The sequence below is a fragment of the Streptomyces sp. S063 genome, assembly GCF_002832675.1.
In the GTDB taxonomy this organism is placed as follows: domain Bacteria; phylum Actinomycetota; class Actinomycetes; order Streptomycetales; family Streptomycetaceae; genus Streptomyces; species Streptomyces sindenensis.
This window is the reverse complement of sequence record NZ_CP021707.1, coordinates 4,273,229-4,287,638: the sequence shown is the minus strand read 5'-3', so window position 1 is coordinate 4,287,638 and position 14,410 is coordinate 4,273,229. Positions and strand designations below refer to the sequence as shown.

Genomic DNA, 14,410 nt, shown 5'->3' with positions numbered 1-14,410 from the left:
CCGAGCGGCGCGGCGGGGCCTCGCGGTCCCGCCGCGCTCAGGCGCGTACGAAACGCAGCCGGGTCCCCGGTACGGCCTGCGCCGCCGCGGCGAGGGCCCGTTCGGGGACGGCACCGATGACCGGGTAACCCCCGGTCGTCGGATGGTCGTTGAGGAAGACGACGGGCCGGCCGTCCGGCGGCACCTGGATGGCGCCCAGCACCATGCCCTCGCTGGGCAGTTCCTCCGTACGGGACCGCTCCAGCGCCGGGCCCTCCGTGCGCAGGCCGATGCGGTTGCTGTGCGGCGAGACCCGGTAGGCGGCGGTGAGGAGCGTACGGAGCGCCGCCTGCGTGAACCAGTCGTCGCGGGGCCCGGGATGGACCGGGAGCACCAGTTCGGCGGGGGCGCCCGGCCAGGGCACGGGACCGGCGGCGGGAAGCGGGGCACCCGGCACCGTCTCGCCCAGCGGGACTTCGTCGCCCTCGCTCAGCGGGGCGGGCCCGAGCCCCGAGAGCAGGTCCGTCGAACGGCTGCCCAGCACCGGGTCCGGCACCAGCCCGCCCGCGAACGCCAGGTAGCTCCGGAGCCCCGTCCCGGCGGGACCCGCGTCCAGGACCGCGCCCGCGGGCACCCGGACCGGCGCGCCCCACGCCACCGGCCGCCCGTCGACCGTCACCCGGCAGCCCGCCCCGCCGACGACGGCGACGACCGGCCGGTCCGGGCGGACCGCGCACCCGGTGAGGGTGGTCTCCAGGACGGCCGCGTCCGGCGGATTGCCCACCAGGCGGTTGGCCAGCCGGGCGGCGGGCGCGTCCAGCGCTCCGGCCCGCCCCACCCCGAGGTGCGCCAAGCCGGGGCGGCCCGCGTCCTGCACGGTGGTCAGCGCTCCGGGGCGTACGACGTGGAGCCGGTGGCGGGTGGGCGCCGCGGGGCGTACGGCCTGGTGGCGGGCGAGCGCTCCGGGGCCTGCGGCGGCAGGGGTCCGACCGGCGGCGGGCGTCATGTGTCCGCTCCGACGTCGCCCGCGCGGGGAGCGGGCAGCGCGGCCGCCTTCCCCGCCTCCACCGGTACGAACCTGACCGGCGTCCCCGGTGCCAGCAGCGCCGCCGGTACCCGGTCCGGATCCCACAGGGCCCCCGGGTCCGGCGTCCGCCCGACGAGTTGCCAGCCGCCGGGCGAGGGGCGCGGGTACACCCCCGTGTAGGGCCCGGCGAGGGCCACCGCCCCGGCCGGGACGCGGGTGCGCGGGGTCGTGCGCCGGGGCACGTGCAACCGCTCGGGCAGCCCGGTGAGATAGCCGAACCCGGGGGCGAACCCGCAGAACGCCACCCGGAACGCGGTGCGGGAGTGCAGGGCGGCCACCTCGTCGGCCCCGACGCCCCAGAGCCCGGCGACCTCGTCGAGGTCGGGGCCGTCGTAGATCACGGGGATCTCCACGGCCTCGCGGTCCTCGCGGCGCAGCGGCTCCACCCGCCACGAGACGAGCTCCCGGGCCAGCCGGTCCCGGGCCCCGGACCCGGGCGTGTGCTCCGCGATCCCGTCGAGGAGGACGGTGCGGGCGGCCGGGACGATGTCGCGCACGGCGGGGAGGCCGCCGCGCTCGCGACGCCGGAGCACTTCGGCGTGGAAGGCCTCGGCGTGCTCGCCGTCGGCCAGCTCGACGAGCAGCGCGTGCGGCCCCGCGGGCAGGACCCGCAGCGTGCCGGGGGCGCCGGGGCTGCCCGAGTTGTCCGTACCGCCCGCCCGGCTCACGTGAACGCCCGTACCGCGACGCCCGCTTCCTCCAGGGCGGTCCGCACCCGGCGGGCGAGCGCCGCCGCGCCCGGGGTGTCCCCGTGGACGCAGAGCGATCGCGCCGAGACCGGTATCCGGCTGCCGTCCGCCCCGGTCACCGCCCGCTCGACGGCCATCCCGACGCTTCGGCGGACGACGTCGTCCGCGTCGTGCACCACCGCGCCCGGCTCGCCGCGCGGCACGAGGGTGCCCTGCGGGGTGTACGCGCGGTCGGCGAAGGCCTCCTCCACGGCGGGCAGTCCGGCCTCGGCCGCGTGGGCGAGCAGCCGGGACCCGGGCAGTCCGAGCACGGCCAGGCCGCCGCCCGCGAGCCGGACGCCCGCGACGACGGCGGCGGCCTGGTCGTCGTCCCAGACGGCCCGGTTGTAGAGCGCGCCGTGCGGTTTGACGTAACTGACGGTGGACCCGGCGGCCTGGGCGAAGACCCGCAACGCGCCTATCTGGTAGGCGATCTCGGCGGTCAGCTCGGCGGACGGCACGTCCATCGACCGCCGGCCGAACCCGGCCAGGTCCCGGTAGGAGACCTGCGCCCCGATCCGGACGCCGCCGGCCGCCGCCGCGTCGCAGACCCGCCGCATCACGGAGGCGTCGCCCGCGTGGAAGCCGCAGGCCACGTTGGCGCTCGTGACACAGGCGAGGAGCGCGTCGTCGTCGGTCAGGGTCCAGGTGCCGAAGCCCTCGCCGAGGTCGGCGTTGAGATCCATCATCACGGGCGCACGCTAGGGCGGTCCCGGCCGGGCGACAAGGGCCGGTCCGGTGGGCGGACCCCCTCGCCTCCTCGTGCCCCTCCCCCGACCCGTACGCCCCGAACCGGCCACGTACGTCCTAGAGTCGCCCCCATGACGGACCACAGCCCCCACCCGCCCCAGGGCCCCCACGGTGACGCCGAAGCCGGCCTCCGGGACCGCTGGCACGACACGCTGGTGGCCGCGCGCGCCGGGGCGGAAGGACCCGATCCGCTGCCGTACGCCGAGAACCTCCTCTCCCGCTGGGCCGAACCGCAGCGCCGCTACCACACGACCGCCCACCTGAGCACGGTCCTGGACCGGGTCGACACGCTGGCCGGCCATGCCGACGACGTGCACGCGGTACGGCTCGCCGCCTGGTTCCACGACGCGGTGTACCGGCCCGACCGGAGCGAGAACGAGGAGCGGAGCGCCGCCCTCGCCGAGCGCGCGCTGGCCGAGGCGGGGGTGCCGGACGCGACGGTGGCGGAGGTCGCCCGGCTGGTCCGGCTCACCGTCACGCACGACCCGGCCGAGGGCGACCGCAACGGCGAGGTGCTGTGCGACGCCGACCTGGCGGTCCTGGCGGGCGGACCGCAGGAGTACGGGGCGTACGCGGCGCAGGTCCGGGAGGAGTACGGCTTCGTGCCGGACGAGGCGTTCCGGGCGGGCCGGGCGGCGGTGCTGCGGCAACTCCTCGACCTGCCCCGGCTGTTCCGTACCCCGTTCGGCGCGGCGGAGTGGGAGGCGCGGGCCCGGCACAACCTGGCGACGGAGCTGGAGCTGCTGGCCTCGTCCGGCACGGCCTGACCACGCGCCCCGCCCCGCGAATGTTCCGGTTCGTTCACGGTGTCGTCCCGGTCACGCCCTCGCCCGACCGGTGAAGCCGATCGGCCGCTAACGTCTCGCATCGCAGATGCACACACGCTGCAAAGGCAACCCGTTCATTCTTCCGCTCACACAACTCCACGGGGGTAAGGCGAAATGTCCAAGGGACTCGGCATGAAGGTCGGCAGAACTTCCCGGCGGCGAATACTGCGACTGGCCGGGGGCGGTCTCACGATGGCGGTGCTCGGAGCCGGCCTGACCGGCTGCGAGGACGAGCTCGCGACCGGCGGCGATGGCAGCACGCCGCCGCCGCGCAGCGAGTCCCCCCAGGACGGCAAGGGCGACCAGGGGGGCAAGAACGGCGGGGCCCCGGCCCCCCTGTGGACGAAGTCGACCTCGGCTCGGACCTACGGGGACAACGACGAGCTGGTGACCGTGGACGGCGTGGTGATCGCGAGCGGCGATCCGCTGGCCGCGCTCGACGGCGCGACCGGCAAGGAGCGGTGGTCGCTGCTCGGCGGCGCGGTGCCCGGTGCGCCGCTGCTGCTCGGCAACGGCACGCTCTACCTGGCCAGCGGCACGTACGACGGCAGCGTCATCGGTTACGTACCGGGGTCCGGCAAGGAGACCTGGCGCAGCCGTCTCGGGAAGGAGTACCGGCAGCCCCGGCCGATCGCGGTGGACGGGGAGCAGGTGTACGTCATCGCCGAGATCCTGGAGGCCGACCACTCCTCCCACACCAATGTGATCGCCGCGCTGAACAGCACCACGGGCAAGGTCGCCTGGAAGGAACAGCGGGACCTCGGCACCGAGCAGAACGGCGTCCACGCCGCCGTGCGGGGCCGCTACCTCGTCTACACCGACTTCAAGAACAACCTCACGGTCCGCGACACGGCCACCGGCCGGCAGGTGTGGACGCAGAAGACGACGAAGACGAGCTACGGGCCGTTCGTCGTCCACCAGGACCTGGTGATCGTCCCGCAGGGGCAGCGGCTCCAGGCCTTCGCACTGGCCGACGGGGCCGAGAAGTGGTCCGTGGAGGCCGCGGAGTTCGCCCTGTTCCGGGAGCCGAGCCTCGTGGAGGGCGTGCTGTACATCGCGGACAGCGGTCGCACGCTGTGGGCCCTCCAGCCGGGGACCGGGAAGAAGGTCTGGCAGTCCACGGCCCTCAAGGACGCGAGCGCGCAGGTGCCCCGGCAGTTCGTCAAGGCGGGCGGCACCCTCTACGCGGCCACCGACCTCGACCCGCAGGGCGGCATCCACGCCTTCGACGCGACGACGGGCGCCCTGCGCTGGACGTTCAACGACAGGACCGGCGACCACCACGCCTGGCTGGTGGCCACCGACGGAAAGCGCGTCTACGCCCTGCACGGCAAGAAGCTCCACGCCCTGCCCGTGTGACGGATGACGTACGTGACAGGGGTGTGAACAGGCGGGCCCCCTCCCGGCGCCGGGAATGCGGAGGCGTTCTCCGGCGTTGGGACGAGTCATGCCCGACTCTCCCTCGCGCCGCGCACCCATGCCCCTGGCCGTATACATCCTGGGCCTCTCGGTCTTCGCCCTCGGCACCAGCGAGTTCATGCTGTCGGGCCTGCTCCCGCCGATCGCCGACGACATGAACGTGTCGATCCCCCAGGCCGGGCTCCTCATATCCGCGTTCGCGATCGGCATGGTGGTCGGCGCCCCGCTGCTGGCCGTCGCCACACTGCGGCTGCCGCGCCGCACCACCCTCATCGCGCTGATCTCGGTGTTCGGCCTGGGCCAGATCGCCGGTGCGCTCGCGCCGACGTACGAGGTCCTCTTCGCCTCCCGCGTCGTGAGCGCGCTGGCCTGCGCGGGTTTCTGGGCGGTCGGGGCGGCCGTGGCCATCGCGATGGTCCCGGTGAACCAGCGGGCGCGGGCGATGGCCGTGATGATCGGCGGCCTGTCCGTCGCCAATGTGCTGGGTGTGCCGCTGGGGGCCTTCCTCGGTGAGCACCTCGGCTGGCGATCGGCGTTCTGGGCGGTGGGCGCGGCCTCGGCGGTGGCCCTGGTCGGCGTGGTCACGCGCATCCCGCACATCCCGCTGCCCGAGAAGAAGCCGGAGCTGAAGCGGGAGCTGACGATCTACCGGGACCGGCAGGTCTGGCTGGCCATCGTGATCACCGCGCTCGCGGCGGGCGGGGTGTTCTGCGCGTTCAGCTATCTCGCGCCGCTGCTGACGGATGTGGCGGGCCTCGGGTCGGGCTGGGTGCCGTGGATCCTCGGCCTGTTCGGGGTGGGCGCGCTGATCGGCACGGTGATCGGCGGCCGGGTCGCGGACGCGCACCTCTTCGGGGTGCTGCTGAGCGGGATCACGGCGTCGACGGTGTTCCTGGTGGCGCTGGCCCTGTTCGCCTCCAGCCAGGTGGCGGTGGTCGCGCTGTCCTTCCTGCTGGGCCTGTCCGCCTTCTTCACGGCCCCGGCGCTGAACGCCCGGATGTTCAACGTGGCCGGGGCCGCCCCGACGCTGGCGGGGGCCACCACGACGGCCGCGTTCAACCTGGGCAACACGAGCGGCCCCTGGCTCGGCGGCACGGTGATCGACCTGGACTTCGGCTTCGCCTCCACGGCCTGGGCGGGCGCGGCGATGACGGCCCTGGCCCTGGCGGCGGTGGGCGTGGCGCTGCGCCTCCAGCGCGGCGACGGCGGGGGCGGCGGGTCGCGGTCCCGGCTGATCGCGAAGAGCACGGCGCCGGGCGGCGCGCGAAGCGGGGCTGCGGGCAGCGCTATCCGGGCGTCGGACGCCCCGTCGGTGTAGCGCCCCCCGCCGGTGGCAGGCTCCCCGTCGGCGCCGGCCGCCCCTTCGGCCGCCGGAGGCCCGCCGCCGTGAGCCGCCGGACCAGCTCCTTCGAGCCGATCTCGCGCGCCCCGGCCCGTACCGCGTCCGCGTAGTGCGCCTCCGGTACGTCGTAGTGGTCGCGCTCGAAGGCGCGCGGCGGGCAGCCGATCGCGGCGGCGAAGGCGTGCAGCTCCTCGAACGAGACATCGCTCACCAGGTGGGACCAGAGGCGGCCGTGGCCGGGCCAGGTGGGCGGGTCGATGTAGAGCGTCACCGCCGCAGCACCTCGCCCAGCGCCCCCACCGGGGCCACCGCCAGCGCCGCCTTGGTGCAGACCCAGTGCGGGTCGGGCCCGAGCTCCGGCTCGACGTCCAGGGCGTGCGGTTCGTCCTCCGGCGAGCACGCGGGGCACAGCGGCCAGCGTCCGTACCGCTCCAGCAGGGCGTCCTGGACGTCCTGGGCGATCAGACCGGCGACGAACTCCGCGCCCTCGGGCCACTGCTCCACCCACCAGCGCCGGTGCGTCACCGCGTCCTCGACCAGCGAGACGATGTCCGCCTCGGCGACGTCGGCCGCCGCCAGGTCGGCCATGACGAGAGCGCGGGCGGTGTGCAGGGACTGCTCCAGGGCGTTCAACTCCATGCACCCATTGTGCGCCCGCGCGCACAGGGCCCGTCCGGAGATCCCGCCAGAGGTAGGGACCAAAGGGGGTTGACGGACCCCGAGGTTGAAAATATCTTTCAGATGTGACCAGTGACGTGAAGGAAAGTTTCAGCAGCGACTCGCCGCCGGCGCCCGCGGCCCTCGCCGCCAAGGTCCGGACCCTCGCCCCCTCCATGACCCGCTCGATGCAGCTGGTCGCCGAAGCCGTGGCGGGCGACCCGGCCGGCTGCGCCGCCCTCACCGTCACCGGTCTCGCCGAGCGCACCGGCACCAGTGAAGCCACCGTCGTCCGCACCGCCCGCCTCCTCGGCTACCCCGGCTACCGGGACCTGCGCCTCGCGCTGGCCGGTCTCGCAGCGCACCAGGAGTCGGGCCGGGCCCCCGCCGTCACCGCCGACATCGCGGTGGACGACCCGATCGCCGACGTGGTCGCCAAGCTCGCCTACGACGAGCAGCAGACCCTCGCCGACACCGCCGCCGGGCTCGACACCGTACAGCTGGGGGCGGCCGTCGCCGCCGCGTCGACCGCCCGCCGCATCGACATCTACGGCGTCGGGGCGTCCTCCCTGGTCGGCCAGGACCTGGCGCAGAAGCTCCTCCGGATCGGGCTGATCGCCCACGCCCACATGGACCCGCACCTCGCGGTGACCAACGCCGTGCAGTTGCGCAGCGGCGACGTGGCCATCGCGATCACGCACTCCGGATCCACGGGCGATGTGATCGAGCCGCTGCGGGTCGCCTTCGACCACGGGGCGACGACGATCGCGATCACCGGGCGGCCCGACGGGCCCGTGTCGCAGTACGCGGACCATGTGCTGACCACGTCCACCGCGCGCGAGAGCGAGCTGCGCCCCGCCGCCATGTCCAGCCGGACGAGCCAACTGCTCGTCGTCGACTGCCTGTTCATAGGCGTCGCGCAGCGGACGTACGAGACCGCCGCACCCGCCCTGGCCGCCTCCTACGAGGCGCTGGCCCACCGCCACACCCCGCGCACCCGCTGACCGCCCCCGGCCGCCCCACCCCCGTACGCGTACGAGACCGAGCACCCCGAGAAAGCTGAGCCGCACCTCATGACCTCCACCACCGACGCGAACACCGACACCTCCGGCACCCCCGGCACCTCCGGCACCCCCGGCACCTCCGGCACCCCCGGGACGTACGGCGAGCTCCGTGCCCAGCTGGCCACCCTCACCACCGAGGCGTTCCGCCCCGAACTGGCCGAGATCGACCGGCTGTCCACCGAGGAGATCGCGCGGATCATGAACGGCGAGGACGCCACGGTCCCGGCCGCCGTCGCCGAGCGGCTGCCGCAGATCGCCGCGGCCATCGACGCCACCGCCGAGCGCATGGCGCGCGGCGGCCGACTGATCTACGCGGGCGCGGGCACGGCGGGCCGGCTCGGGGTGCTGGACGCCAGCGAGTGCCCGCCCACCTTCAACACCGACCCGGCCGAGGTCGTCGGCCTGATCGCGGGCGGCCCCTCCGCCATGGTCACGGCCGTCGAGGGCGCGGAGGACAGCAAGGAGCTGGCCGCCGCCGACCTGGACGCCCTGAAGCTGACCGCCGACGACACGGTGGTCGGCATCTCCGCCTCCGGCCGCACCCCGTACGCGATCGGCGCGGTCGAGCACGCCCGCGCGCGGGGGGCCCTGACGATCGGCCTGTCCTGCAACGCGGACTCGGCGCTCGCGGCGGCGGCCGAACACGGCCTGGAGGTCGTCACCGGCCCCGAGCTGCTCACCGGCTCGACCCGGCTGAAGGCGGGCACGGCGCAGAAGCTGGTCCTCAACATGATCTCGACGGTCACGATGATCCGGCTCGGCAAGACGTACGGGAATCTCATGGTCGACGTCCGCGCTTCCAACGAGAAGCTGCGGGCCCGCTCCCGGCACATCGTCTCGCTGGCCACCGGCGCGTCCGACACCGCGATCGAGGCCGCCCTCGCCGCCACCGACGGCGAGGTCAAGAACGCGATCCTGGTCATCCTCGGCCAGGTCGACGGCCCCACCGCCGCCCGGCTCCTCACCGAGTCCGACGGCCACCTCCGCGCCGCGCTCGCGGCCGTACGCACCACCTGACCCACCCGGGTACCCCGCCCCACCCCCCGCACAGCAAGGCACCAGCACCATGGCCACTGAAGACAAGAACCGCGCCTCCGCGGCCGCGATCCTGCCGCTCGTCGGCGGGGCCGCGAACGTCGCCTCCATCGCCCACTGCATGACCCGGCTCCGCCTCGGGCTGCACGACCGGTCCCTCGTCGACGACGAGGCGCTCAAGGCCCTGCCCGCCGTGATGGGCGTCGTCGAGGACGACACGTACCAGATCGTGCTGGGCCCGGGCACGGTCGCCCGGGTCACGCCGGAGTTCGAGCAGCTGGTCGAGGAGGACCGCGAGGCCGCCCCGGCCCCCGGCCCCGGTGGTCCGGCCGCCGTCTCCGCCGACGATCTGGCGGCGCAGGGCGCGGCGATCAAGGCCCAGCGGAAGGCGAAGAACGCGACCCCCTTCAAGCTGTTCCTGCGGAAGATCGCCAACATCTTCGTGCCGCTGATCCCGGCGCTCATCGGCTGCGGGATCATCGCGGGCCTCAACGGTCTGCTGGTGAACCTTCAGTGGCTGCCCGCCGTGACGCCCGCGCTGGCGGCGATGGCGTCGGGCTTCATGGCGCTGATCGCGGTGTTCGTGGGCTACAACACGGCGAAGGAGTTCGGCGGTACGCCGATCCTGGGCGGTGCGGTGGCGGCGATCATCGTCTTCCCGGGCGTCGCGAACATCGACGCCTTCGGCCAGACGCTCTCGCCGGGCCAGGGCGGTGTGCTCGGCGCGCTGGGCGCGGCGGTGCTCGCGGTGTACGTGGAGAAGTGGTGCCGCCGGTGGGTGCCGGAGGCGCTGGACGTCCTGGTCACCCCGACCCTGACGGTCCTGATCTCCGGTCTGGTGACGATCTTCGGCCTGATGTTCGTGGCCGGGGAGATCTCCTCCGCGATCGGCACGTTCGCCGACTGGCTGCTCTCCAACGGCGGCGCGGGCGCGGGCTTCGTCCTCGGCGGCCTGTTCCTCCCCCTCGTCATGCTGGGCCTGCACCAGGCGCTGATCCCGATCCACACGACCCTCATCGAGCAGCAGGGCTACACGGTCCTGCTCCCGATCCTGGCGATGGCCGGGGCGGGCCAGGTCGGTGCGGCGATGGCGGTCTACTTCCGCCTCCCCCGCAACGAGTCGATCCGCCGCACGATCAAGTCGGCGCTCCCGGCGGGTCTGCTCGGCGTCGGCGAGCCCCTGATCTACGGCGTATCGCTCCCGCTGGGCCGCCCGTTCATCACGGCGTGCGTGGGCGGGGCGTTCGGCGGCGGCTTCGTCGGCCTGTTCAACCAGCTCGGCGACACGGTCGGCTCGACGGCGATCGGCCCGTCCGGCTGGGCCCTGTTCCCGCTCCTGGACGGCAACCACGGCCTGGGCTCGACGATCGCGATCTACGCGGGCGGCCTGCTGGTGGGCTATGTCGCCGGGTTCCTGGCCACGTACTTCTTCGGCTTCGGCAAGGACCTGCTGGCCGAATTCAACGTCTCCCAGGAGCCGACCCCGTCCACGGTCGCGGCGACGGGCGGCCCGGCCCCGGCGACCACGCCCGGCCCCTCCGGCGGACCGGACTCCGGCGGCACGGACCCGGGCTCCCCGGCGAAGACCCCGGCGGGGGTCTGACCTCCGGCCCGAGCCCGCTCTGCGTGTTCCCGGCCCGCCGCCCCACCCCTGGGGCGGCGGGCCGGGGCATTTCCGGACCACGCCCTCCGTCCCACGTCCCGCGTCCCGCGTCCCGCGTCCCGCGTCCTACGGCCTACACCTCAAGGGCCGCTCCATCCCGGTCTCCGGCCCGATCCGCCCCGGGCGCCCCGCCGCCTAGCGTCGTCCTCATGCGAATCGGACTGCTCGGCACCGGAAACGTCGCCCGCGCCCTGGCCAACGGCTGGCGCGCCGCAGGGCACGACGTCCTCCTCGGATCGCGTCATCCGAAGGAACGGACCGACCTCGGCCTGCCCGTCGCGGGCCTCGACGAGACGGCCGCACACGCGGAGGTCCTGGTGAACGCGACGCCCGGGGGCGTCTCCGTGGACCTGCTCCGCTCGATCGGGGCCCCGGCGCTGGCCGGCACCCTGCTGATCGACGTCGGGGTCGGCCTCTCCGACGACTTCAGCGCCCTCACCCACCCCAACAGCAGCCTGGGCGAACTGATCCAGGAGGCCTTCCCCCTGACCCCCGTCGTCAAGACGCTCTGCACGATGGACTCGACCACCATGGTCGCCCCGGGCGAACTCACCGAGCCCGGCACGGTCTTCCTCTCCGGCGACGACCCCGAGGCCAAGGCCACCACGGGCCGGCTGCTCACGGACCTCGGCTGGCCGGCCTCCTCCCAGCTGGACATCGGCGGCATCACGACCGCGCGCGGCCAGGAGCACTTCGCGTTCCTGTTCATGGGGATCGCGGGCGGGGTGGACTCCCACACCTTCAACATCAAGGTGGTCACCCGGCCGTAGTCGCCGGACGGCTCACGAAGCGCCCGGGAACTCCTCCGTCGGCAGCTGTGCGTCGAACGGGGACGGCACCGTCAGCGGTTTGCCGAACGGCACCGCGTCCGTGTGCTTGAAGGTGCCGTCCTCGTTCGGCTCGGTGAACAGGGTGACCATCGGCCCCCGGGTGTCGAACCGGTCGATCAGCAGATACATCGGGACGCCGGCCCGGGCGTACGCGCGGTACTTCTTGGTGCGGTCCTCCCGGGCGTTGCCGCGCGAGGTGATCTCCACGACGAGCATCGCCTCCGAGGCGTCCATCGGGTCGCTGGCCTCCGGATCGGCGGCGGCGATCAGCTCCGTGGGCATGACGACCAGATCGGGGACGTACAGCTTGCCGAGCGGCGCGATGTGGATGCCGAGGGTCTGGTAGATCCCCAGTCCATCAGGCAGCCCCCGGTAGAGGCGGCGCTGGACCGCTTCGGCGATCCCGTTGTGGTGTGCGTGCGGCGGCGGTACCAAAGCGATCTGCCCCTCATCGATCTCGGCGCGCCACCCCTCGGGCACGTCCAGCTCACGCCATGTCTGCAGGAGGTAGTCCCACGCGCGCCCATCCGATGCCTGGCCGTTCTCGACAAACGCTGCGGTCATCGCGGGTCCCTTCTTCCGTGGCCTTGCCGAGCAGGCTAGATCGGGGTTTCACGGCCGTCGGCCGTTCCCTCACAGCGTCCCACGAACGAGTGGCCGCGCGCAGGCAGCACGGCCTCGCCGCCCGGTGCCGGCGCCCCTGCACCTCTTCGGACACCGTCTCTTCTCCGTCCCTCGACTCCGCCTTTCCTGTCACCCGGCCCACGGACAAAAATTCCCCGGGAATCCATGCGTGTAGGAAAAGCGTAAGCGGGAACCTGAATTTCCGGAGGTTGATAATCATGGTTCCCCTGCTTCTCGTTCTTCTGCTCGCCCTGGTTCTCTTCGGTGCCGGATTCGCGGTCAAGGCTCTCTGGTGGATAGCCGTGATCGTCCTGGTGCTCTGGCTCATAGGGTTCTTCGTCCGCCCCGCCGCGAGTGGCGGCCGACGGGGCCGGTGGTACCGCTGGTAGCCGCAGCGGGTGTAAGCCGCCTCACCCCGGGCACACGAAGTCCGGCGGAGACATCGGCGAAGCGTCGATGATCCGCCGCGGCAAAGCCGAAAGATCGCCGGAAGAAAGTCGGCGAGAACACCGGAAGGAATGGCCCGGCCGACCTTTAAGAAAGGAGCCACAATGAGCGACTCCCTGTGGGGCTATCAGCCCTCGTGCGGGCATACCGCGGGAATCGATCTGACCGGCTATTCGGTCGAGGCGACCGACGGCAGTATCGGAAAGGTCGACAAGCATTCCGACAAGGTGGGATCGGCCTGCCTGCTCGTCGACACCGGGGTCTGGATCTTCGGCAAGCACGTCCTGTTGCCCGCCGGCACGGTGAAGCGCATCGACCCGGAGGACCGGAAGGTCCACGTCGAGCTCACCAGGGAACAGGTCAAGAACTCCCCGGAGTTCGACCGCCAACGGCAGACCGAGGACCCGGCCTACCACGAGCAACTGTCCGCGTACTACCTGGCGTACCGGATCATGTGACGGACACCGGCGTACGCCCCCGAGCGGCGGCGGGCCCGGCCCCGAGGAGGGGTCGGCCCCGCCGCCTCGTACGTGCGCCCTGAGCCCTCGGCCCGCCAGGTCCGACCAGAACGGCACCCGGGCCGCGGCGGCGGGCTCCGGCCACCCCTTCTCCGGGTCGCCGTCCCGCCAGTTCGGCCACGGGTTCCGCGGGGACTCGCCCTCCTCCGGGGGCGCCGCCCGGCCCACCGGCAGCCCAGCCGCCAGGAATCCCCGGCCATCGGAGCAGCGTAGCGAGCACAGCTCCTGGGAGCGCTCTCAACGCTGTCGGCGCCCGGCGCTAGGCTGTAGACGATCCGGCGACGACACCGAGCACGCATCACGCACACGTACGCGCAGACGCACGCACCGGCCCGCGTATCGCCGCCCCGTCGACAAGGAGCGACCGCCTTGCCCGAGCAGTCCCCCGGGTCCCGGCCCACCCTGGAAGCCGTCGCGGCACGCGCGGGGGTGTCGCGGGCCACCGCCTCCCGGGTCGTCAACGGGGGCGACGGCGTCCGCAAGCCGCTCGTGGACAAGGTGCTCAAGGCCGTCGACGAGCTGGGCTACATCCCGAACCACGCGGCGCGGACCCTCGTCACGCGGCGCACCGGCGCGGTGGCCGTGGTCATCGCGGAGCCGGAGACCCGGTTCTTCTCGGACCCCTTCTTCTCCCAGCAGATCCGGGGCATAAGCAAGGAGCTCACCGCCCACGACACCCAGCTCGTCCTGCTGCTGGTGGAGGGGCCCGGGGACTTCGACCGGATCGCCCGGTATCTGGCCGGCGGGCATGTCGACGGGGCGCTCGCCTTCTCGCTGCACACCGACGACCCGGTCCCCGCGATGACCCGGCGGGCGGGCATCCCGGCGGTGTACGGCGGACGGCCCAGCTGGACCGCCGACCCGGGCGACCAGGCCGTCCCGTACGTGGACGCGGACAACCGGGGCGGGGCGCGGCTGGCCGTGCAGTACCTGCGGGACCTGGGGCGCCGACGCATCGCGCACATCGCCGGGCCCGCCGACCAGACCTCCGCGATGGACCGGCTGGACGGCTACCGGGACGTGCTGCTGGACGTGGACCCGACGCTCGTCGCGAACGGGGCGTTCACCGTGGAGAGCGGGGCCCGGGCGATGGCGGAGCTGCTGGAGCGGCGGCCCGACCTGGACGCGGTGTTCGCCGCCAACGACCTGATGGCCTCGGGCGCGCTGCGGGTCCTGCGCGAGCGGGGGATCTCCGTGCCGGAGCAGGTGGCGCTGGTGGGCTTCGACGACATGGACTCGGTGGCCTCGGAGACCGATCCGCCGCTGACGACCGTCGGCCAGGAGATCGAGGGGCAGGGGCGGCTGATGGCCCGCCTGCTGCTGCGCGCCCTGGACCGGGAGCGTACGGGCAGCGGGGACGTCCCGGAGTCGGTGATCACCCCGGTCACGCTGGTACGGCGGGCCTCCGCCTGAGGAACCGGAGACCCGCCGCGCCCTGTG

16 protein-coding genes are annotated in these 14,410 nt (G+C 73.6%); 10 read left to right on the top strand and 6 right to left on the bottom strand.

All coding sequences use genetic code 11. The features are described 5' to 3' along the window. Window positions 1-37 precede the first annotated feature (37 nt). Genes CCZ36_RS19820 through CCZ36_RS19810 form a run of 3 tightly spaced genes read right to left on the bottom strand, consistent with a single transcriptional unit; the run spans window position 38 to window position 2,480 of the window. The gene (locus tag CCZ36_RS19820; protein WP_237302707.1) at window positions 38-985 is read right to left on the bottom strand and encodes a biotin-dependent carboxyltransferase family protein; all 948 of its coding nucleotides are present in this window, start codon (window positions 983-985) and stop codon (window positions 38-40) included. Further along, window positions 982-1,734, bottom strand: coding sequence for a 5-oxoprolinase subunit B family protein (locus tag CCZ36_RS19815; RefSeq protein WP_206515753.1), 753 nt, complete (start codon window positions 1,732-1,734; stop codon window positions 982-984). Before CCZ36_RS19815 ends, CCZ36_RS19820 begins: the two co-directional genes overlap by 4 nt. After that, complete coding sequence (locus tag CCZ36_RS19810; RefSeq protein ID WP_069735606.1) at window positions 1,731-2,480, bottom strand: LamB/YcsF family protein; 750 nt, start codon at window positions 2,478-2,480, stop codon at window positions 1,731-1,733. Before CCZ36_RS19810 ends, CCZ36_RS19815 begins: the two co-directional genes overlap by 4 nt. A 135-nt stretch (window positions 2,481-2,615) precedes the next feature. On the opposite strand from CCZ36_RS19810, the gene CCZ36_RS19805 reads away from it, so the two are divergent. From CCZ36_RS19805 to CCZ36_RS19795, 3 genes are all read left to right on the top strand, one after another. Further along, window positions 2,616-3,311, top strand: a complete 696-nt coding sequence (locus CCZ36_RS19805; protein ID WP_069735419.1) for an HD domain-containing protein — start codon at window positions 2,616-2,618, stop codon at window positions 3,309-3,311. 174 nt (window positions 3,312-3,485) lie between these two features. Then, the gene (locus CCZ36_RS19800; protein ID WP_128818256.1) at window positions 3,486-4,730 is read left to right on the top strand and encodes an outer membrane protein assembly factor BamB family protein; all 1,245 of its coding nucleotides are present in this window, start codon (window positions 3,486-3,488) and stop codon (window positions 4,728-4,730) included. A gap of 118 nt (window positions 4,731-4,848) precedes the next feature. Next, on the top strand, window positions 4,849-6,108 hold the full coding sequence (locus CCZ36_RS19795; protein ID WP_164873626.1) for a Cmx/CmrA family chloramphenicol efflux MFS transporter: 1,260 nt from the start codon (window positions 4,849-4,851) through the stop codon (window positions 6,106-6,108). Here CCZ36_RS19795 and CCZ36_RS19790 read toward each other — a convergent pair. Together CCZ36_RS19790 and CCZ36_RS19785 are read right to left on the bottom strand one after the other, a co-directional pair. After that, window positions 6,077-6,403, bottom strand: coding sequence for a DUF4031 domain-containing protein (locus CCZ36_RS19790; protein WP_069735422.1), 327 nt, complete (start codon window positions 6,401-6,403; stop codon window positions 6,077-6,079). The two genes, CCZ36_RS19795 and CCZ36_RS19790, sit on opposite strands and share 32 nt — an antisense overlap. After that, complete coding sequence (locus CCZ36_RS19785; protein ID WP_069735423.1) at window positions 6,400-6,771, bottom strand: hypothetical protein; 372 nt, start codon at window positions 6,769-6,771, stop codon at window positions 6,400-6,402. Before CCZ36_RS19785 ends, CCZ36_RS19790 begins: the two co-directional genes overlap by 4 nt. 104 nt (window positions 6,772-6,875) lie before the next feature. Between CCZ36_RS19785 and CCZ36_RS19780 the strand changes: the two genes are divergently transcribed. The 4 genes from CCZ36_RS19780 (at window position 6,876) to CCZ36_RS19765 (ending at window position 11,321) form a co-directional block, all read left to right on the top strand. Continuing rightward, window positions 6,876-7,793, top strand: coding sequence for a MurR/RpiR family transcriptional regulator (locus tag CCZ36_RS19780; protein WP_069735424.1), 918 nt, complete (start codon window positions 6,876-6,878; stop codon window positions 7,791-7,793). 69 nt (window positions 7,794-7,862) lie between these two features. Beyond that, window positions 7,863-8,870 carry an N-acetylmuramic acid 6-phosphate etherase gene (gene murQ, locus CCZ36_RS19775; protein ID WP_128818255.1) on the top strand — a complete coding sequence of 336 codons (1,008 nt, stop codon included), beginning with the start codon at window positions 7,863-7,865 and terminating at the stop codon, window positions 8,868-8,870. 49 nt (window positions 8,871-8,919) lie between these two features. Next, window positions 8,920-10,491 carry a PTS transporter subunit EIIC gene (locus CCZ36_RS19770; protein WP_128818254.1) on the top strand — a complete coding sequence of 524 codons (1,572 nt, stop codon included), beginning with the start codon at window positions 8,920-8,922 and terminating at the stop codon, window positions 10,489-10,491. 209 nt (window positions 10,492-10,700) lie between these two features. Beyond that, window positions 10,701-11,321: an NADPH-dependent F420 reductase gene (locus CCZ36_RS19765; RefSeq protein WP_069735427.1), complete on the top strand. Its 621-nt coding sequence runs from the start codon at window positions 10,701-10,703 to the stop codon at window positions 11,319-11,321. Window positions 11,322-11,333: 12 nt separating this feature from the next. On the opposite strand, the gene CCZ36_RS19760 is transcribed toward CCZ36_RS19765, so the two are convergent. Then, window positions 11,334-11,945 carry a Uma2 family endonuclease gene (locus CCZ36_RS19760; protein ID WP_069735428.1) on the bottom strand — a complete coding sequence of 204 codons (612 nt, stop codon included), beginning with the start codon at window positions 11,943-11,945 and terminating at the stop codon, window positions 11,334-11,336. Window positions 11,946-12,223: 278 nt separating this feature from the next. Here CCZ36_RS19760 and CCZ36_RS19755 point away from each other — a divergent pair, with 278 nt between their 5' ends. The 3 genes from CCZ36_RS19755 to CCZ36_RS19745 all read left to right on the top strand — a co-directional run bounded on the left by CCZ36_RS19755 (window position 12,224) and on the right by CCZ36_RS19745 (window position 14,383). Next, window positions 12,224-12,394 carry a DUF5670 family protein gene (locus CCZ36_RS19755; protein ID WP_010071635.1) on the top strand — a complete coding sequence of 57 codons (171 nt, stop codon included), beginning with the start codon at window positions 12,224-12,226 and terminating at the stop codon, window positions 12,392-12,394. A 162-nt stretch (window positions 12,395-12,556) separates the two neighbouring features. After that, entirely contained in the window at window positions 12,557-12,910 is a 354-nt protein-coding gene (locus tag CCZ36_RS19750) for a PRC-barrel domain-containing protein (RefSeq protein WP_128818253.1), read from the top strand. 429 nt (window positions 12,911-13,339) lie between these two features. Further along, window positions 13,340-14,383: a LacI family DNA-binding transcriptional regulator gene (locus CCZ36_RS19745; RefSeq protein WP_128818252.1), complete on the top strand. Its 1,044-nt coding sequence runs from the start codon at window positions 13,340-13,342 to the stop codon at window positions 14,381-14,383. Window positions 14,384-14,410: the final 27 nt, after the last annotated feature.

Excerpts from the sequence above, each read along its gene's own strand:
- CCZ36_RS19820 (WP_237302707.1), bottom strand. The coding sequence starts at position 985 with ATGACGCCCGCCGCCGGTCGGACCCCTGCCGCCGCAGGCCCCGGAGCG.
- CCZ36_RS19810 (WP_069735606.1), bottom strand. The coding sequence starts at position 2,480 with ATGGATCTCAACGCCGACCTCGGCGAGGGCTTCGGCACCTGGACCCTG.
- CCZ36_RS19805 (WP_069735419.1), top strand. The coding sequence starts at position 2,616 with ATGACGGACCACAGCCCCCACCCGCCCCAGGGCCCCCACGGTGACGCC.
- CCZ36_RS19800 (WP_128818256.1), top strand. The coding sequence starts at position 3,486 with ATGTCCAAGGGACTCGGCATGAAGGTCGGCAGAACTTCCCGGCGGCGA.
- CCZ36_RS19795 (WP_164873626.1), top strand. The coding sequence starts at position 4,849 with ATGCCCCTGGCCGTATACATCCTGGGCCTCTCGGTCTTCGCCCTCGGC.
- CCZ36_RS19785 (WP_069735423.1), bottom strand. The coding sequence starts at position 6,771 with ATGGAGTTGAACGCCCTGGAGCAGTCCCTGCACACCGCCCGCGCTCTC.
- murQ (WP_128818255.1), top strand. The coding sequence starts at position 7,863 with ATGACCTCCACCACCGACGCGAACACCGACACCTCCGGCACCCCCGGC.
- CCZ36_RS19770 (WP_128818254.1), top strand. The coding sequence starts at position 8,920 with ATGGCCACTGAAGACAAGAACCGCGCCTCCGCGGCCGCGATCCTGCCG.
- CCZ36_RS19765 (WP_069735427.1), top strand. The coding sequence starts at position 10,701 with ATGCGAATCGGACTGCTCGGCACCGGAAACGTCGCCCGCGCCCTGGCC.
- CCZ36_RS19760 (WP_069735428.1), bottom strand. The coding sequence starts at position 11,945 with ATGACCGCAGCGTTTGTCGAGAACGGCCAGGCATCGGATGGGCGCGCG.
- CCZ36_RS19755 (WP_010071635.1), top strand. The coding sequence starts at position 12,224 with ATGGTTCCCCTGCTTCTCGTTCTTCTGCTCGCCCTGGTTCTCTTCGGT.
- CCZ36_RS19750 (WP_128818253.1), top strand. The coding sequence starts at position 12,557 with ATGAGCGACTCCCTGTGGGGCTATCAGCCCTCGTGCGGGCATACCGCG.